A 17,135-nucleotide genomic window follows, 5' to 3' on the forward strand; every position below is an offset into this window, starting at 1 on the left:
ATTTGGGGCGAAAAGTCATCACACTGTGATGACTTTTCCATTTTATAGTATTTACAAAGAGGCACTTACATATTTCTTAGTATCTTGTTTTTAGAAAACTAGCCCCTTAAATGAAACAACTATTACTTTTCCTATTCCTCCCCCTACTTTGCTATACCCAAGAACAATCTGAAAAAGAGCGTCTTCTAAAGTCCTTAGACACAGCAGTTACCTATCAAGACAAGGCTCAGCTATATATTGATCTTGCGTGGGAATATATGATGGCGGAAAATGATAGTGCTGTTATTTACAATGATCTTTCTTTTAAAATTTCAGAAAAAAACAAATACACTCTTGGTAAGGCTATTGCTTTAGAATCTAAAGGACTCTATCACGAAATTATATCGGGCGACTACGAAAAAGCTAGTAACTATTATTTTCAAGGTATCGCATTAGCTGAAGAAAACAATTTAAATTATGCTACTTCAATTTATCATTCGCTTGGCGTTATGTTTCATACTAGCGATAATTACGATAAGGCAAAAGAATATTACACTATTGCTTACGAAAGAGCATTGAATGAAAGTGACCTTGTACTTCAGAAAAAATGTGTTACAAATTTAGGAACAATAAATTCCTCTCAAGGAAATTATGACTTAGCAGAAAAAATGCTTCTAGAAAGTATTAAAATTCCTGTAAGAGAAGACATAAATTATAGTACATACGCTAATCTAGCAAACCTTTTTAAAAGAAAAAAAGAATATTCTAAAGCACTTGAAATGGTTGAAAAAGCCATTATAAAGCATCCCGATAATTATGACTCTGAACGGAACCTGATTTTTTTAGTAGAGATAAAAAAAGCCCTTGGAGATAGCACAGGAATTGAAAATGCACTTCAGCGTTTGCTTATTGAATACCCTTCTATTAAAAGTTTTAGAGATAAAAGTTTAATGGCTCGAGCCATTTCCGATAGCTATAAACTAAAGGAAGATTTTAAAGCAGCGCTAGAATATCGTGACGAGTACATTTTATTATATGAAGAAGTTAAAAGTGGCCAACGAGATGATACTGTTTTTGAAATGGAGGCACAATACCAAAATGAAAAAAAACAAAGAGAAATTGAAAAACAACAAGCCACTAAAACACTATTATTATGGATTGCTGGATTAGTAACAATTTTACTAGCAGCAGTATTATTTTCTTACTTTAAAAACAAAAAGAAAAATGGTCTTTTAGCAAAACAGAAAAAAATGCTAGAAGCAACCATAGATGAAAAAAACATATTACTTAGAGAAACACACCATAGAGTAAAAAATAGTTTTCAAATGGTATCTTCTCTGCTCTTTATACAAAGTGAAACCGCACAAAACAAGGAAGCAAAACTTGCAATTAAAGAAGCTCAAAATCGTGTGCGATCTATGGTTTTAATACATCAAAAATTGTACAGCAAAGATCAACTTGTTGGGATTGACTCTAAGGAATATATTGAAGATTTCACGAAAGATATAATTGAAAGTCATCAATTTGAAAACACTAAAATAAAGTATCAAATAAATGCAGAACAACTTGTGCTTTCTATTGAAACCATTACACCTATAGGATTGATTTTAAACGAGCTAATAACAAATGTTCTAAAACACGCATTTAAACCGGTTACTGCAGAAAGTTTTATGCAAATAAACCTTTATACAGAACAAAACAAACTAATCCTTGAGGTTATAGATAATGGCTTAGGAATGCCTGAATCAATAAAAGATACATCATTTGGCATTGAATTAATTGATGCACTATCTAAAAAACTAAAAGCAAGACTTACTCACGAAAAAAATATTCCAAAAGGAACTGTTGCAAAAGTAATTATGAAACGCTTTGAGGTTTTATGACACTAACATAGTAGAAAACAATGAATTATTTCGGTTTTCACTCACTAAAAAAAACCTTTATTCACTAAAGAAATTGTTTTTCGTAAAATGATATTTGTATCTTTAGTAGATAAACTAACCTGTGAATAAGCCTAGAATCTATATCGTAGAAGATGAACCTCTTATTTTAATGAACATTAAAATGGCATTAAAAAAGAAAGGGATTGAAGTGCTTGGCACTAGTGATGAATTTAACGAAGCTGTAGTAGAAATCACAAAACTACAACCCACTTTAGTATTACTTGACATTCAACTAGAAGGAAATAAAGACGGTGTAGACGTCGCTGAATACTTAGACAAACTTAGTGTTCCTTATTTATACATAACGTCGCAAACAGACCCTAATACGCTTGCTAGAGTTAAAGAAACAAACCCGCTGGGTTATATTGTAAAACCATTTACCGAGGCAGGGTTATTAAGTAATATTGAACTTGCTTGGCATAGTATTGCAAAAGATGAAGACGAAATAATCCATATTAAAAGTGCTGGTAAAAAAATAGCTATTAATCAAGCTTCCATTCAATATCTCAAAGCGTTTGACAACTACTGTTACATCATTACAGCTTCCGGAGAATACATTGTGCCGCACACATTAAAAAGCACATCTGAACTATTAAACCAAAATCATTTTTTCCAATGCCACAGAAGTTATTGGGTAAACTTGCGAAAAGTATCAGGAATTAAATCGGAATGTATCGTAATTGAAAATCACGAAATTCCATTGAGTTACGGAAACAAGAAAGCATTAAGTAAGCGACTAGAATAATATTGATAGATAAAACTTAAAGTTCTCATGCTTTTAAAAACTTGAGAATTTAAAGACCGTATCGTGGGGATTACGGTCTTTTTTTATATAAACTTTTTAAAAGGTTACTCCGCAAATATTTTTTCTCCATTAGCCTCTTGTTCTTTAAATTTTTGAACAAGTTCTAATGCATCTGGCACAACATCACTACATAGAATAATTAACGAACCATTTTTAGCTGTATTTACTGCATGAGTTATAGCCTCTTTTTCACTAGGAATAATTGTAGTTTTCATTTTCGGGTTGGCCATTTTAATACCATCATCTAGCATTTTAATGAGTTCCTCTTCGGTTTTACCTCGTAAACGTTTGTCTTGTCTAATAATAATTTCGTCTGCCATCTCAGCAGCTATACTACCTATCATATTATTATCCTCCTCTCTTCGATCACCTATTCCTGCAATAATGCAAACTTTATGAGTCGCATCTAACTTATCTGAGAATTGTTTTAGCGCTTTCATTCCCGCAGGATTATGCGCATAATCTAGTAAAATACTGAAATTTTCAAACTTGAAGAGATTTAGCCTCCCTGGAGTTTGGGCTGCACTTGGTATAAAAGTTTCAAGCGCCATTTTCATATCCTCAATACGAATACCATGAACTTGCGCTACTAAAACTGCAGCAAGCACATTCTGTATCATAAAATCTGCTTTTCCACCATACGTTAACGGAATGTGTTCCGCTTTCATAATTCGCATTTTCCATTCGCCTTTACAAATAGTAACATACCCATTTTCATACACTGCTGTGATTCCACCTTTGCGTTGTAAAGCTTTTATATGTGTATTATTTTCATCCATTGAAAACAATGCAACATTACAATTTAAGTTTCTGCGCATTTCGTAAACCAAATCATCATCTGCATTTAAAACTGCTGTTCCGTCTGGTAGAACAGTTTCTGGAATTACAGCTTTAACTCTAGCTAATTGTTCAATGGTATGAATTCCCTTTAAACCTAAGTGATCTGCAGCAACATTTGTCACAACAGCAACATCGCAATTTTTGAAACCTAATCCTGCACGTAACAATCCTCCACGAGCACATTCTAATACTGCAAAATTTACTGTAGGATCTTTAAGTACAAACTCAGCACTTGCAGGTCCTGTACAATCGCCTGTCATTAATAATCTATTTTGGATATAAACACCATCACTAGTTGTATACCCTACTCTATAACCCTTCATTTTTGCCATATGGGCAATCAACCTACTTGTAGTTGTTTTACCATTTGTTCCTGTAATTGCAGTAATAGGAATACGTCCCGTATCTCCTTGCTTAGGAAACAATTTATCAATAACTGGTGCTGCTACATTACGAGGTAACCCCGTTGTTGGCGCTAAGTGCATTCTAAATCCTGGCCCCGCATTTACCTCTAAAACGGCACCGCCAGTTTCAGAAAGGGGCTGGCTAATATCGCTGGTCATAATATCAATACCACAAATATCGAGGTCGATAATTTTACTAATTCGCTCTGCCATACTCACATTTGCAGGATGAATAATATCCGTAATATCTTCAGCTGTACCACCAGTACTTAAGTTTGCTGTGTCTTTTAAAATTAATTGTTCTCCTTTTTCTAAAACAGTTTCTAACGTTTTTCCAGCGTCTTTAATAATAGTTTTTGTAAGGTCGTTAATAGTTATTTGGGTGAGTACTTTTTCATGTCCATAACCTCTTCGCGGGTCGCTATTAACTTCTTTTATTAGTTCTTCAACAGTTTGTTTTCCATCACCAATTACGTGAGCGGGAGTTCTTTTAGCTCCTGCAACTAAAACGTTATTAATAACTAAAAGTCTATAATCTTCTCCTGTAATAAATTTCTCTACAATTACTCTTCTGCTTACTTCTTTTGCGGCGTTAAAAGCTACAACAGCATCTTCATAATTTTGAATATCTACTGTAATACCCCTCCCGTGATTTCCATCTATAGGTTTAATTACTAGTGGGTAACCTACATAACGACAAGCTTCTTCAAGGCTGCTTTCGCGACTAATAATATCGCCTCTTGGCACATCAATTTCAGCTTGCTCAAGTAAATACTTTGTATCTTCTTTATCACAAGCTAACTCAACCCCAATACTAGAAGTTTCAGAAGTTACAGTAGCTTGTATTCTTTTTTGGTTTGCACCATACCCTAGTTGGCATAATGAATATTGATTTAACCTAATCCATGGGATTCCTCTGCTAGCTGCTTCTTCAACAATACTACCTGTACTAGGTCCTAATCTTGAAGATTCACGAAGTTCGCGCATACGTTGTATGTCTGGTTCAAGGTCATATTCTTCATTAGCAATTAATGCTTCACAAATGGCAACTGCAGCTTCAGCAGCATATCGCCCTACGCTTTCTTCCATATAAGAAAACACAACATTATATACCCCATGTTCTCCATAATCTCTTGTTCTACCAAACCCTGTATCCATTCCTGCAAGAGTTTGAATTTCCAAGGCAATATGTTCAATAATGTGACCCATCCAAGTACCTTCAACTACACGTTCAAAAAAACCTCCGGGAGTTCCTACACTACAACGATGACTATACATTGTTGGGAACATTTTCTGTAATCGATCTGAAAAACCAGGAATTTTATCTGAAGGAAATTCTTCCATCTTCTCTAAGTCAAGTACCATTACAATTAACTTATGTCTTCGAACGGACCAATAATTAGGGCCTCGCATGGCGTTTATTTCGCGTATTTTCATATTGGATTTGTTATGTTAATTTATACGTTTATTTATTGAGCATTAGCAGGCAATATCCTTCACATTAAGCATTGTAAAATAAATCGTTAGTCGCTTTTGAACAATCCTTAAATATATCACTTTCCTATATTAAATGGTGTATTTTTGCAGACTAATAACATTTCAGAATTAAAAAATGAGCCCAAAAGGAATCTTAATACCTATAGGAGGTAACGAAGACAAAGGAGTAGAAACTAGCGAAATGTATACGCAGGAATTTATTGAAGAAGGAATATTATCTAGAGTAGTGAAAGAAGCTGGTGGCATTGACGCTGAGATACTTATTATCCCAACTGCATCAAGTATTCCAGAAGAAGTAGGTGAAAACTATTTAGAAGCTTTTGGCAAGCTAGGTTGTACTAATCTATTTGTAATGGATATTAGAAATCGTGAAGATTCTGATAAGGAGGAATATATAAAAAGAATGAAATCTGCTAAATGTGTTATGTTTTCTGGCGGAGATCAATCAAAAATTACAAAAAAAATAGGTGATACAAAGTTGCACGATATTATGCTGAAACGTTACAAAAATGAACCTTTTGTAATTGCAGGAACAAGTGCAGGTGCTATGTGTATGAGTCGTGAAATGATTACTGGCGGAAGTAGCCAAGAAAGTTTTATTAAAGGTGCTGTTGGCATGGATAAAGGAATGAGCTTTATTCCTCAACTTATAATTGACAGTCATTTTATACGTCGTGGGCGTTTTGGTAGAATGGCTGAGGCAGTAGCTAGATTCCCAATGCTAATAGGTGTTGGTCTTGCTGAAGACACTGGACTTATTATTAAAAATGGAAAATTTGAAGTAATAGGCTCAGGGATGGTTATACTTTTTAATGCACGAAAAGCTAGACATAATAATCACGCACTTTTAAAAGAAGGTACTGCTATGTCATTAGTGAACTTAAAAACTCACATCTTAGCTAGTGGTGATCGTTTTAATATTAAAAAGAAAAAAGTAAAGGTTAGCCCACTAAAAGTAGTTGTTGACCATGATTAATAAATTATGCTATAAAACATATTACATTAAAAGAGCGCTATATGCGCTCTTTTAATGTAATATCAATTAGAAACTATGCTTCTTTATAAATAGAAACTGAGGTATCACCATTAGATTTTTTGAACGCTCGGTACATTCCTTCAGTATTAAAAGGCATCGTAATATTTCCTTTTGTATCAACAGCTATCAAACCTCCGTCACCACCTATTTTAAGCACTCTATTTTGAATAACTTCCTTAGCCGCTTCTTCTAATGAGAGTCCTTTGTATTCCATTAAACAACTTACATCATAAGCAACTACTCCACGAATAAAAAACTCACCACTACCGGTACAACTTACTGCACAGGTTTCGTTATTTGCGTATGTTCCTGCACCAATCATTGGGCTATCACCCACTCTACCCCATTTTTTATTTGTCATTCCACCTGTAGATGTCGCAGCAGCAATATTACCTTGCATATCTAAGGCAACTGCTCCAACGGTTCCAAACTTACTGTCTTTTTTTACAGAATGATCTAACTGAAATTTATCACTTCCTTTTATGTTTTGCCACTGTTGATAGCGAACTTCATCATAAAAATAATCTGCGTCTTTAACCTCATATCCATTTTTTGCCGCAAACTCCATTGCTCCATCACCTGCAAGAAACACATGATCACTTTTTTCCATAATATCGCGCGATAATGAAATTGGGTTTTTAATACCTGTAATCAAAGATACTGCTCCAGCTTCCAAATTTTTTCCGTCCATTATAGCGGCATCCATTTCGTGAGTTCCCGTATGTGTAAAAACAGCCCCCTTGCCAGCATTAAACAAAGGAGAATCTTCTAGTACCACAACAGCTGCCTCTACAGCATCAAGCGCAGTTCCGCTTTCTTCAAGCACCTTAGAACCTGCGTCTAAGGCAGCTTGTAAAGCGTTTTTATATTTAATTTCAAGAGCTTCTGTCATCAACCCTTTTACAAGTGTTCCTGCACCTCCGTGAATGGCAATAGAATAGTTTTTCATAATTAAAATTTCAGAAGTGAAAATTACGGATTGTAAACACAATATGAAAAGAATACCTTTTTTAAAACACGCTTATTTTTAAATATAATGCCCCACTATTAATAGTAAATCATTTTGTTAGTATCTCCTTTGATGATTGTTGGTAGGTGCTTTTGGTTTTTTCTATTTTTGAATTAATTAGAAATCTCCGTTCGAGTGCAGTCGAAAACAATACGTTTAGGAAATTTCACAAACCTCTCGGCTGTACTCGAGACGACACCTCAAAAAATGTCTGACCAAAAAAAACGCCTCTTTCTCGTTGACGCATACGCCCTTATTTTTAGAGGATATTATGCCCTAATAAAAAATCCAAGAATAAACTCTAAAGGGATGGATACAAGTGCCATTATGGGTTTTATGAATTCTTTTTTAGATGTAATTAAAAAAGAACGTCCAGATCATTTAGCAGTGTGTTTTGACAAAGGTGGAAGCGCAAATAGAGTTGAAATGTTTGAAGAATACAAAGCAAACCGTGACGAAACTCCAGACGGAATTAAAATTGCAATTCCGTATATCTATAAAATACTAGAAGCCATGCACATTCCTATTATGGTAAAGGAAGGTTTTGAAGCTGATGATGTAATTGGAACACTTTCTAAACAAGCTGAAAAAGCTGGCTACACTACTTTTATGGTAACCCCAGATAAGGATTTCGCGCAATTAGTTTCAGAAAATATATTTATGTACCGCCCAGTTTTTGGTGGTGGTTATGAAACTTGGGGGATTCCTGAAGTACTAAAAAAGTTTGAAGTAGAAAACCCACTTCAAGTTATTGATTATTTAGGGATGATGGGAGATGCTAGTGATAACATTCCTGGACTTCCTGGCGTTGGTGATAAAACCGCAAAAAAATTCATTAAGCAGTTTGGTTCAATGGAAGGACTTCTTGAAAACACAGAGCAGCTTAAGGGAAAAATGAAGGAGAAAGTTGAAGCAAATGCTGAACTAGGTTTGCTTAGTAAAAAACTTGCAACTATCATGCTAGACGTTCCTGTGGAATTCCACGAGAAGGATTTCGAAATGAGCGAACCAGACGTAACTGCCGTAACTGAAATATTTGAAGAGCTTGAGTTTAGACGTCTTACAACTAATTTTACGAATGCATTTTCTGTAGAAGCGATGGCTTCAAAAGGAACAAACCACGAAGAAACGACTCCTAAAAAAACAATTCAAAAAGCTGCACCAACCACTAATGCCGGTGAAGGGCAATTTAGCCTCTTTGGTGGAGATAGCCAACCTAGTACTGCAACCGAAGTTTTTAGCAGCAGAAAAACTATAAAAGATACTGAGCATTTTTATCAGTTAGTACAATCAGGGATGGGGACTAAATTGTTTATTGGTAACCTAATGAAACAGCCTAGTGTGTGTTTTGACACGGAAACCACAGGCTTAAACCCGTTAACAGCAGAACTCGTTGGGATAGCTTTTTCTTGGGAAGCCGGAAAAGGTTTTTATGTGGCATTTCCGGAGGAAAAGGAAGCTGCACAAGAATTAATTGAGCAACTAAGACCTTTCTTTGAGTCAACAGAAATTGAAAAAATAGGGCAGAATTTAAAATACGATATTAAAGTACTTCGGAAATATGACATTTCCGTAAAAGGGCAGTTATTTGACACTATGTTAGCGCATTACCTCATCAATCCAGATATGCGTCATAATATGGATGTTTTAGCCGAAACGTACTTGAATTATACACCCGTTTCAATTACCGAATTAATTGGGAAAAAAGGGAAAAATCAAAAATCAATGCGCGATGTTCCTGTTGAAGAACAAACGGAATATGCTGTGGAAGATGCCGATATCACACTACAATTAAAAGAACATTTCAGCAAAGAATTAATAGAAGCTGACAACCAAAAGCTTTTTACTGACATTGAAGTACCTCTTGTTCGAGTACTAGCTGACATGGAAGCAGAAGGAATCAACCTTGACAAGGACTTTTTAAACTCATTATCTGGCGATCTTGATAGTGACATTCTAACATTAGAAAAAAATATTTACGAAGAAGCGGGCGAAGAATTTAACATCGCTTCTCCAAAACAATTAGGTGAAATTCTCTTCGGAAAAATGAAACTTGTAGAGAAACCTAAAAAGACAAAAACAGGGCAGTATTCTACAGCTGAAGATGTATTGAGCTACTTAGCAAAAGATCACAAAATAATTGCCGACGTGTTAGAATATCGCGGTCTTGCTAAATTGAAATCTACTTATGTCGATGCATTGCCATTACAAGTAGAAGAAGCAACGCAACGCGTTCATACTGATTATATGCAAACAGTTGCCGCCACAGGACGTTTAAGCAGTAATAATCCAAACTTACAGAACATCCCAATTAGAACAGAACGAGGTCGCCAGGTGCGTAAAGCGTTTATTCCTCGTGATGAAAACTACGTGCTCTTAGCGGCAGATTATTCGCAAATAGAATTACGAATTATTGCAGCATTAAGCCAGGAAGAAACAATGATGGAAGCTTTTAAAAATGGAGAAGATATTCACGCATCTACTGCAAGCAAAGTTTTTGATGTGCCATTAGCCGAAGTTACTCGCGAACAACGTAGTAATGCAAAAACAGTGAATTTCGGAATTATCTACGGTGTATCGGCATTTGGATTAAGCAATCAAACCGATTTATCTAGAGGTGAAGCTAAAGAACTAATTGACGCTTATTACGAGACATATCCAAAACTTAAACATTATATGAGTGAGCAAGTAAATTTTGCTCGCGAACATGGGTATGTAGAAACTATTATGGGGCGTCGTCGTTACTTAAACGCAATTAATGGAAGCAATGCTATTGTTAGAGGTGCTGCAGAACGTAACGCGGTGAACGCACCTATTCAAGGAAGCGCTGCTGATATTATTAAAATTGCAATGATCAACATTCATCGTAAACTTGAAGATGGACATTATAAAACAAAAATGCTCCTTCAAGTTCATGATGAACTTGTTTTTGATGTTTACAAACCTGAATTAGAGGAGATGAAAACACTTATAAAGTACGAAATGGAAAATGCGTATTTAATGGATGTACCATTAGATGTTGAAGTTGGCGTTGGTCAAAATTGGCTAGAAGCTCATTAAAACTAAGGTGCTTTTTTTTAAAGTTTTCGCATATAGTTCTACCAAGTTTAAATTGTGTACAGCTAATAATTATAGTTCCATTATATTAAAATTATGAAAAAAATATACTTAGTAATATTTCTGCTTTTTGCAACTTCATATACATCAGGAAATATGTTTGCGCAATGCGAAGATATCACAGTTGCGAGTTTAACAAACCCAGGTCCATTTGATGTTGCAACATTAACTGAAGCCGATGGTTTAAGAAATGGCCCTGATTATTTAGACGCCACTGTATATTACCCTGCAAATGCGACACCACCTTATGCAAGTATTGCTATTGTTCCAGGATTTAATTCGTTTCCAGACAGTGTTGAAGAGTGGGGGCCATTTTATGCATCGCATGGTATTGTTACTATAATAATAGGAACCAACTCAATATTCGACTTACCTGAAGCAAGAGCTGAAGCATTACTAGATGCCTTAGAAACATTACGTCAAGAAAACACAAGAGCCACTTCTCCACTTGAAGGGAATCTAGATGAGACAAAGTTTGCTGTAAGTGGATGGTCCATGGGCGGCGGTGGTGCACAACGCGCTGCTGTACTTGACAACTCAATTAAAGGTGTTGTAGCTTTATGTCCTTGGTTACCTAATGCATCATTAAACCACGATATTCCGGTTTTAATTTTAAGTGGTCAAAATGATCCTGTTGCGCCACCATCACAACACGCGAATTTACATTATGCTGCTACTCCAGAGTCTACAAACAAACTACTTTTTGAAATAGAGAATGGAAATCACTCTGTTGCAAACACTCCCAATGGCGGAAATGGTGCAGCAGGAAATCTTGCTCTTTCTTGGATTAAGTTATATGTAGAAGAAAATGATTGTTATTGTCCACTTTTAAATGACGAACTTTTAGTAAATCCGCCTGCTGCTTCAAGTGTACTTTCAAGTTTTGAATGTGAGTTATTAACTATTTCAGAAAATGAAATTAACTATACTATTTTCCCAAACCCTACTCAAGGACTACTAAATGTTGATTTACAAAATGATGTTCATTTTGAAGTCTATTCAACGCGAGGACAACTTTTAGTAGATGGAGAATTAACTGATAATAAAAAGCAGATTGATTTATCAGAATTGACAAAAGGAATCTATTTAGTTCGCTTAAACAATAGTGTAGTTAGAGTAATTAAAGAATAATTGTTAAAGCATTAGTATTTCAGAAGAAACTGTTATTACTTAAATCTTATAAAAATTAAAAAGCCCTTATCTCTAAATAAAACAAGGGCTTTTTAGTATTTAGATTAAATATTACTGTCTGTCAAATACAAAAATAGCATTTCCAAAACCTGTAGCAACTGATAATGTTAATCCTTCATTTGTTACAACAGTAGTAGCATTATTGAATTCCACATCAGCACTTATTCCCGCTGGATCTGTAGTAGTAAGTTCTTCAATTGTAAGAGCTGTTCCATTCAAAGTATATGTTCCAGTACTAGTAAATGGACCTTCACAACCTGCAGAAGTATTCCCATCACCGTCAATTTCAATGACTAAATCTGTTCCATTATCTGAATATGTACCATCTGCATTGAAGGTTACTGTTGTCATCAAACAAGGAACTTCGTCTAACAAATTAGTTGACGTTTCCCCATCTCCATTATAATCATCATTAAATGGTGAGTTAGAACTTGTTAATACAAATGTCCCTACTATTGACGCTTCTGTTTCTTCTACATTATCATCATCGCTACCACAAGAGGCAAATACCAAAGCAATTGCCAGCATACTCATAAATTTTTTCATTTTTTTTTATTTAGTGAATGTTTAACTAGAATAGAAACGAACGTTAATAGATATTGTTACTTCAGTATTAAAAATTTAACAATTATATTTAGATATAACCTTTCCAAGAAACTGCTATCTTTATAAACAAACAAGGCTTAATACTATGTAACTCTAATTGATGCAAAAACTAATTTCAAAGAAGAAACCTACCTATCCAATAACTGAAGCGTTATCGGAATACTTGACTAAATATGCTCGTAATATAAAAATACCCATTTATTATGACGACTTACTTAGATATCAAGGCTCAGTAACAGTGTACGATAAGCACGGGAATGATTCTTTATGGATACAAGTGTACTACTCTGAGTATGAGCGAAAAGAAATTGAGATTAGCTTAAAACAAATGTATTCCATTCTACACAGTGATGGGTCTGATGCATTGCTACCCTATTTAAATATTGATAGTATCGATTATTGCACGTTTGGTAACAGTAAACCTTTTCGTATTAAAGTAAGAAATATTCTAAACGATAATTACATATTTCTTTATATTAAAAAAGCCGATGCTAGCCGTATTTATGGTTTAGAATTAGAGCACTTACTTTCGCCAAATCATATCAACTTTTTAGTCCACGGAAACACCTTAATTGAAGAACATATTTCTGGAATACCTGGTGATGATTTTATCACACATCATCTCGATAAATGTTCAGAACAGGACAAACGTGAAATAGCTAAAGAGTTTGTAAAATTTAATGAACGCTGTTTCGTTCGTCTGTTAGGAGATATGCGATCGTATAACTATGTAATGGTTTTAACCAATGATTTTGACAGAATTCAATATAGAATTCGCGCTATAGATTTTGACCAACAAAGCTATGAAGGAAATGTAAAAGTTTATAGACCTCAGTTTCTAAAAGAAAACATTAAATTAGTTGAGTTAGTTTCATCTGTTCTAGAACAACCTTCTATTGAACAATATAAAAGAGAAGAACGCTCACTACTTGCTAAAAGAGCTACTAGTGCTAATGACAGATTACAAGAATTAATGACTTGTATGAAACGAGACAAAATTTCTCAACCCGAAAAAATAAAAGAACTCAAAAAAGCACTCCTTAATTTGACAGGAGATATAGAATTTAAAAAAGCGAAGAACATGGGAGAAATCCTTGACGCAGCACTTGATTTTATTATCAGAAATTATCAAAATGAAAACCCATATTTGAGATAAATAATTTCTTATAAATAGTTGTGCGAAATTTATTATGCATGCATAGTAAATTGTATCTTCGTAACCATTGTCATATTTAATAATTCATTACCATGGAAATCAAAAAAGTATTAGTTGCCAACCGAAGCGAAATAGCCATTAGAGTATTACGAGCTTGTACGGAAATAAATTTAAAAACAGTTGCCGTATATACCTATGAAGATCGTTACTCTCAACATAGGCTAAAAGCAGATGAATCATACCAAATAGGTGAGGACAATGACCCACTTAAACCTTATTTAGATATTGATGCTATTGTAAGTTTAGCTAAAGAAAAAGGCGTAGACGCAATTCACCCTGGTTATGGATTTCTTTCAGAAAACTCAAACTTCGCTAGAGCTTGTAAAGAAAACGGCATCATATTTATTGGTCCAGATCCTGAAGTAATGGATGCTTTGGGTGATAAAATAATGGCAAAAAAGATTGCCGAAAAATGCAAGGTTCCAACTATTAAAAGTAACATTCGCGATTTAACTTCAGTAAAAATTGCGCTTGAAGAAGCTGATGTAATTGGTTATCCAGTAATGCTTAAAGCAGCCTCAGGTGGAGGTGGTCGTGGTATGAGAGTTATCACAAAACCTGATGACCTTGAAAAGAATTTTGATTCTGCTAAAAACGAAGCTTTAAACTCCTTTGGAGACGACACGATGTTTTTAGAAAAGTATGTGGTAAACCCAAAACATATTGAAGTACAAATTGTAGCTGATAACCACGGAAATATTCGCCACCTTTTTGAACGTGACTGTTCAGTACAACGTCGTCATCAAAAAGTAGTAGAAGTTGCACCTTCACATAATGTATCACAATCAGTAAAAGATGCACTTTATAAATATGCAATAGCAATTGCCGAAGAGGTTAATTACAATAATGTAGGTACTGTTGAATTTTTAGTAGACGAAGACGATACCATTTACTTTATTGAAGTAAACCCAAGAATACAAGTTGAACATACCGTAACCGAAATGGTGACTGGAATCGACTTAATTAAAACACAAATTTTTGTTGCTGGAGGATATAAATTAGACAGTCAGCAAATTAAGATATATGCGCAAGATACATTAGCAACCTATGGTTTTGCACTTCAATGTAGATTGACAACTGAAGATCCTACAAACGATTTTACCCCAGATTACGGAACAATTACCACATATCGTAGTGCCTCTGGAATGGGAATTCGCCTAGACGCTGGTAGTATTTATCAATCATACAAAGTGAGTCCGTTTTTTGACTCTATGCTAGTAAAAGTTTCAGCTCACGGCCGAACGCTCGATGGTGCCGTTAGAAAAATGACTAGAGCTTTAAAGGAGTTCAGAATTAGAGGGGTGAAAACGAATGTTCACTTTCTTCAAAATGTAATTTTACATGAAGATTTTAAGAGTGGGAAAGCTTCGGTTAATTTTATTAAAAACAACCCATCTCTTTTCAAAATTAAAATACCGCAGGATAGAACAACTAAGATTACAAATTATTTAGGTGAAATTATAGTTAACGGAAGTCCAGATGTAAAATTTGTGAATCCAAACGCTGTATTTAGAATCCCAAAAGTTCCAGCTTTTGACCCTAAAGCAGCTTTCCCAAAAGGAACTAAAGATTTATTAACGGAACTAGGTCCAGAAGGATTTAGCAAGTGGCTTAAAGCCGAAAAGAAAATCCATTATACAGACACTACAATTCGTGATGCTCATCAATCATTACTAGCAACAAGAATGCGTACTAAAGATATGGTTGCAGTTGCTGAAAGTTATGCCAAAAACCACCCGAACATTTTCAGTATTGAAATGTGGGGAGGAGCTACCTTCGATGTATGTATGCGTTTTTTAAATGAAAGCCCTTGGACACGTTTACGTGAGCTTAGAAAACTAATGCCAAATGTGCTTTTCCAGATGCTTTTAAGAGGATCTAATGGTGTTGGCTACAAAGCATACCCAGATAACTTGATTGAAAAATTTGTTGAAAAGTCTTGGGAAAATGGTGTAGACGTTTTCAGAATATTTGATTCTTTAAATTGGGTAAATGCAATGGCACCAAGTATAGAATATGTTCGTAACAAAACTGGTGGACTTGCTGAAGCAGCCATAAGCTACACAGGCGATATTTTAGATAAAAGCAATACAAAATATACGTTAGCATATTACACACAACTAGCAAAAGATCTCGAAAATGCAGGAGCACATATTATTGCCATAAAAGATATGGCTGGATTGCTTACTCCATATGCAGCTAGCGAACTTGTTTTAGCATTAAAAGACACTGTTAATGTACCATTACATCTACATACTCACGACACCTCCTCTATACAATCTGCTACGTATTTAAAAGCGATTGAAGCAGGAGTTGATGTAGTTGACGTAGCGTTAGCAGGATTGAGCGGTTTAACATCACAACCTAACTTTAATAGTGTGGTGGAGATGATGAAACATCACGAAAGAGCAAACCCAATTGATCTTCCATCATTAAATTCATACTCAAATTACTGGGAAGATGTACGCGAATATTACTATCCTTTTGAGTCAGGTTTAAAAGCAGGAACGGCTGAAGTATATACACACGAAATACCAGGAGGACAATATTCTAATTTGCGGCCTCAAGCAACAGCGCTTGGATTAGGGGATCGTTTCGAAGAAGTTAAAAAAATGTACGCTGAGGTAAATATGCTCTTCGGAAATTTAGTAAAAGTGACACCTAGCTCTAAAGTTGTTGGAGATATGGCTATCTATATGGTGACAAACAATCTAACTCCAAAGGATATTTTTGAACGTGGAGCTTCGCTATCATTTCCAGAATCTGTTGTAAGCTTCTTTAGAGGTGACTTAGGTCAACCTCAAGGAGGGTTTCCTAAAGAATTACAGGCAATCATTCTTAAAAATGAAGTTCCTTATACAGATAGACCAAATGCACATTTAGCACCTATTGATTTTACAAAAGAATTTAAAGAATTTGAAAAGAAATTTCAGCAGGACTTTAGTAGACCTATTGAATTTGAAGACTTTTTAAGCTATAGTTTATATCCTCGTGTGTTTGAAGATGCACATAACAATTATAAAAAATACGGGAATGTAGCAATACTACCTACTAAAAATTTCTTCTTTGGTATGGAACAGCGAGAAGAAATAATGATTGAACTAGAACCAGGTAAAACAATTATTGTTAAACTACTCTCAGTAACTCCTCCTAATGATGAGGGAAAACGAATGGTTTTCTTTAAAGTTAATGGTGAAAATAGATTAGTCGAAATTATTGACAAATCGCTTAACATTTCAATAAAGCAAAATGACAAAGCTGATAGTGCAGATGAAAATCAATATGGTGCACCATTGCAAGGAATGCTTTATAAAGTTTTAGTAAAACCAGGACAAAAAGTAAAAGAAAACGACCATCTATTCATCATTGAAGCAATGAAAATGGAAACAACTGTTACTGCTTTAAAAGACGGAACAGTCTCTTCAGTAACGTTGAAAGAAGGTGAAATGGTTATGACAGGTGATTTAGTTTTAAACATTGAATAATACAGAT

At 34.8% G+C, this 17,135-nt stretch carries 10 protein-coding genes; 7 read left to right on the forward strand and 3 right to left on the reverse strand.

Features of this window, described 5'->3' with window-relative positions:
• Positions 1-110: 110 nt before the first annotated feature.
• Both GBH57_RS02290 and GBH57_RS02295 read left to right on the forward strand, forming a co-directional pair.
• Positions 111-1,862, forward strand: a complete 1,752-nt coding sequence (locus GBH57_RS02290) for a histidine kinase dimerization/phosphoacceptor domain -containing protein (protein ID WP_151672434.1) — start codon at positions 111-113, stop codon at positions 1,860-1,862.
• A 121-nt stretch (positions 1,863-1,983) separates the two neighbouring features.
• Positions 1,984-2,667, forward strand: coding sequence for a LytR/AlgR family response regulator transcription factor (locus GBH57_RS02295; protein ID WP_151672435.1), 684 nt, complete (start codon positions 1,984-1,986; stop codon positions 2,665-2,667).
• A gap of 104 nt (positions 2,668-2,771) precedes the next feature.
• On the opposite strand, the gene cphA is transcribed toward GBH57_RS02295, so the two are convergent.
• On the reverse strand, positions 2,772-5,408 hold the full coding sequence (cphA, locus tag GBH57_RS02300) for a cyanophycin synthetase (RefSeq protein WP_151672436.1): 2,637 nt from the start codon (positions 5,406-5,408) through the stop codon (positions 2,772-2,774).
• A gap of 175 nt (positions 5,409-5,583) precedes the next feature.
• On the opposite strand from cphA, the gene GBH57_RS02305 reads away from it, so the two are divergent.
• Positions 5,584-6,444: a cyanophycinase gene (locus GBH57_RS02305; protein ID WP_151672437.1), complete on the forward strand. Its 861-nt coding sequence runs from the start codon at positions 5,584-5,586 to the stop codon at positions 6,442-6,444.
• 73 nt (positions 6,445-6,517) lie between these two features.
• On the opposite strand, the gene GBH57_RS02310 is transcribed toward GBH57_RS02305, so the two are convergent.
• The gene (locus GBH57_RS02310) at positions 6,518-7,453 is read right to left on the reverse strand and encodes an isoaspartyl peptidase/L-asparaginase family protein (protein ID WP_151672438.1); all 936 of its coding nucleotides are present in this window, start codon (positions 7,451-7,453) and stop codon (positions 6,518-6,520) included.
• A 267-nt stretch (positions 7,454-7,720) separates the two neighbouring features.
• Here GBH57_RS02310 and polA point away from each other — a divergent pair, with 267 nt between their 5' ends.
• Entirely contained in the window at positions 7,721-10,573 is a 2,853-nt protein-coding gene (gene polA / locus GBH57_RS02315; protein ID WP_151672958.1) for a DNA polymerase I, read from the forward strand.
• Positions 10,574-10,666: 93 nt separating this feature from the next.
• Positions 10,667-11,761 carry a T9SS type A sorting domain-containing protein gene (locus tag GBH57_RS02320; protein ID WP_151672439.1) on the forward strand — a complete coding sequence of 365 codons (1,095 nt, stop codon included), beginning with the start codon at positions 10,667-10,669 and terminating at the stop codon, positions 11,759-11,761.
• A gap of 111 nt (positions 11,762-11,872) precedes the next feature.
• On the opposite strand, the gene GBH57_RS02325 is transcribed toward GBH57_RS02320, so the two are convergent.
• Positions 11,873-12,367 (reverse strand): hypothetical protein, encoded by a 495-nt coding sequence (locus tag GBH57_RS02325; protein WP_151672440.1) that lies wholly within the window; start codon positions 12,365-12,367, stop codon positions 11,873-11,875.
• Positions 12,368-12,527: 160 nt separating this feature from the next.
• On the opposite strand from GBH57_RS02325, the gene GBH57_RS02330 reads away from it, so the two are divergent.
• Together GBH57_RS02330 and GBH57_RS02335 are read left to right on the forward strand one after the other, a co-directional pair.
• A complete protein-coding gene (locus tag GBH57_RS02330; RefSeq protein WP_151672441.1) occupies positions 12,528-13,583 on the forward strand; it encodes a hypothetical protein in 1,056 nt (351 codons plus the stop codon).
• A 92-nt stretch (positions 13,584-13,675) separates the two neighbouring features.
• Positions 13,676-17,128, forward strand: coding sequence for a pyruvate carboxylase (locus GBH57_RS02335; RefSeq protein WP_151672442.1), 3,453 nt, complete (start codon positions 13,676-13,678; stop codon positions 17,126-17,128).
• The last annotated feature ends 7 nt before the right edge of the window (positions 17,129-17,135 follow it).

The sequence above is a fragment of the Patiriisocius marinus genome, assembly GCF_008974325.1.
In the GTDB taxonomy this organism is placed as follows: Bacteria; Bacteroidota; Bacteroidia; order Flavobacteriales; family Flavobacteriaceae; genus Patiriisocius; species Patiriisocius marinus.

Excerpts from the sequence above, each read along its gene's own strand:
- GBH57_RS02290 (WP_151672434.1), top strand. The coding sequence starts at position 111 with ATGAAACAACTATTACTTTTCCTATTCCTCCCCCTACTTTGCTATACC.
- cphA (WP_151672436.1), bottom strand. The coding sequence starts at position 5,408 with ATGAAAATACGCGAAATAAACGCCATGCGAGGCCCTAATTATTGGTCC.
- GBH57_RS02305 (WP_151672437.1), top strand. The coding sequence starts at position 5,584 with ATGAGCCCAAAAGGAATCTTAATACCTATAGGAGGTAACGAAGACAAA.
- GBH57_RS02310 (WP_151672438.1), bottom strand. The coding sequence starts at position 7,453 with ATGAAAAACTATTCTATTGCCATTCACGGAGGTGCAGGAACACTTGTA.
- polA (WP_151672958.1), top strand. The coding sequence starts at position 7,721 with ATGTCTGACCAAAAAAAACGCCTCTTTCTCGTTGACGCATACGCCCTT.
- GBH57_RS02320 (WP_151672439.1), top strand. The coding sequence starts at position 10,667 with ATGAAAAAAATATACTTAGTAATATTTCTGCTTTTTGCAACTTCATAT.
- GBH57_RS02325 (WP_151672440.1), bottom strand. The coding sequence starts at position 12,367 with ATGAAAAAATTTATGAGTATGCTGGCAATTGCTTTGGTATTTGCCTCT.
- GBH57_RS02330 (WP_151672441.1), top strand. The coding sequence starts at position 12,528 with ATGCAAAAACTAATTTCAAAGAAGAAACCTACCTATCCAATAACTGAA.
- GBH57_RS02335 (WP_151672442.1), top strand. The coding sequence starts at position 13,676 with ATGGAAATCAAAAAAGTATTAGTTGCCAACCGAAGCGAAATAGCCATT.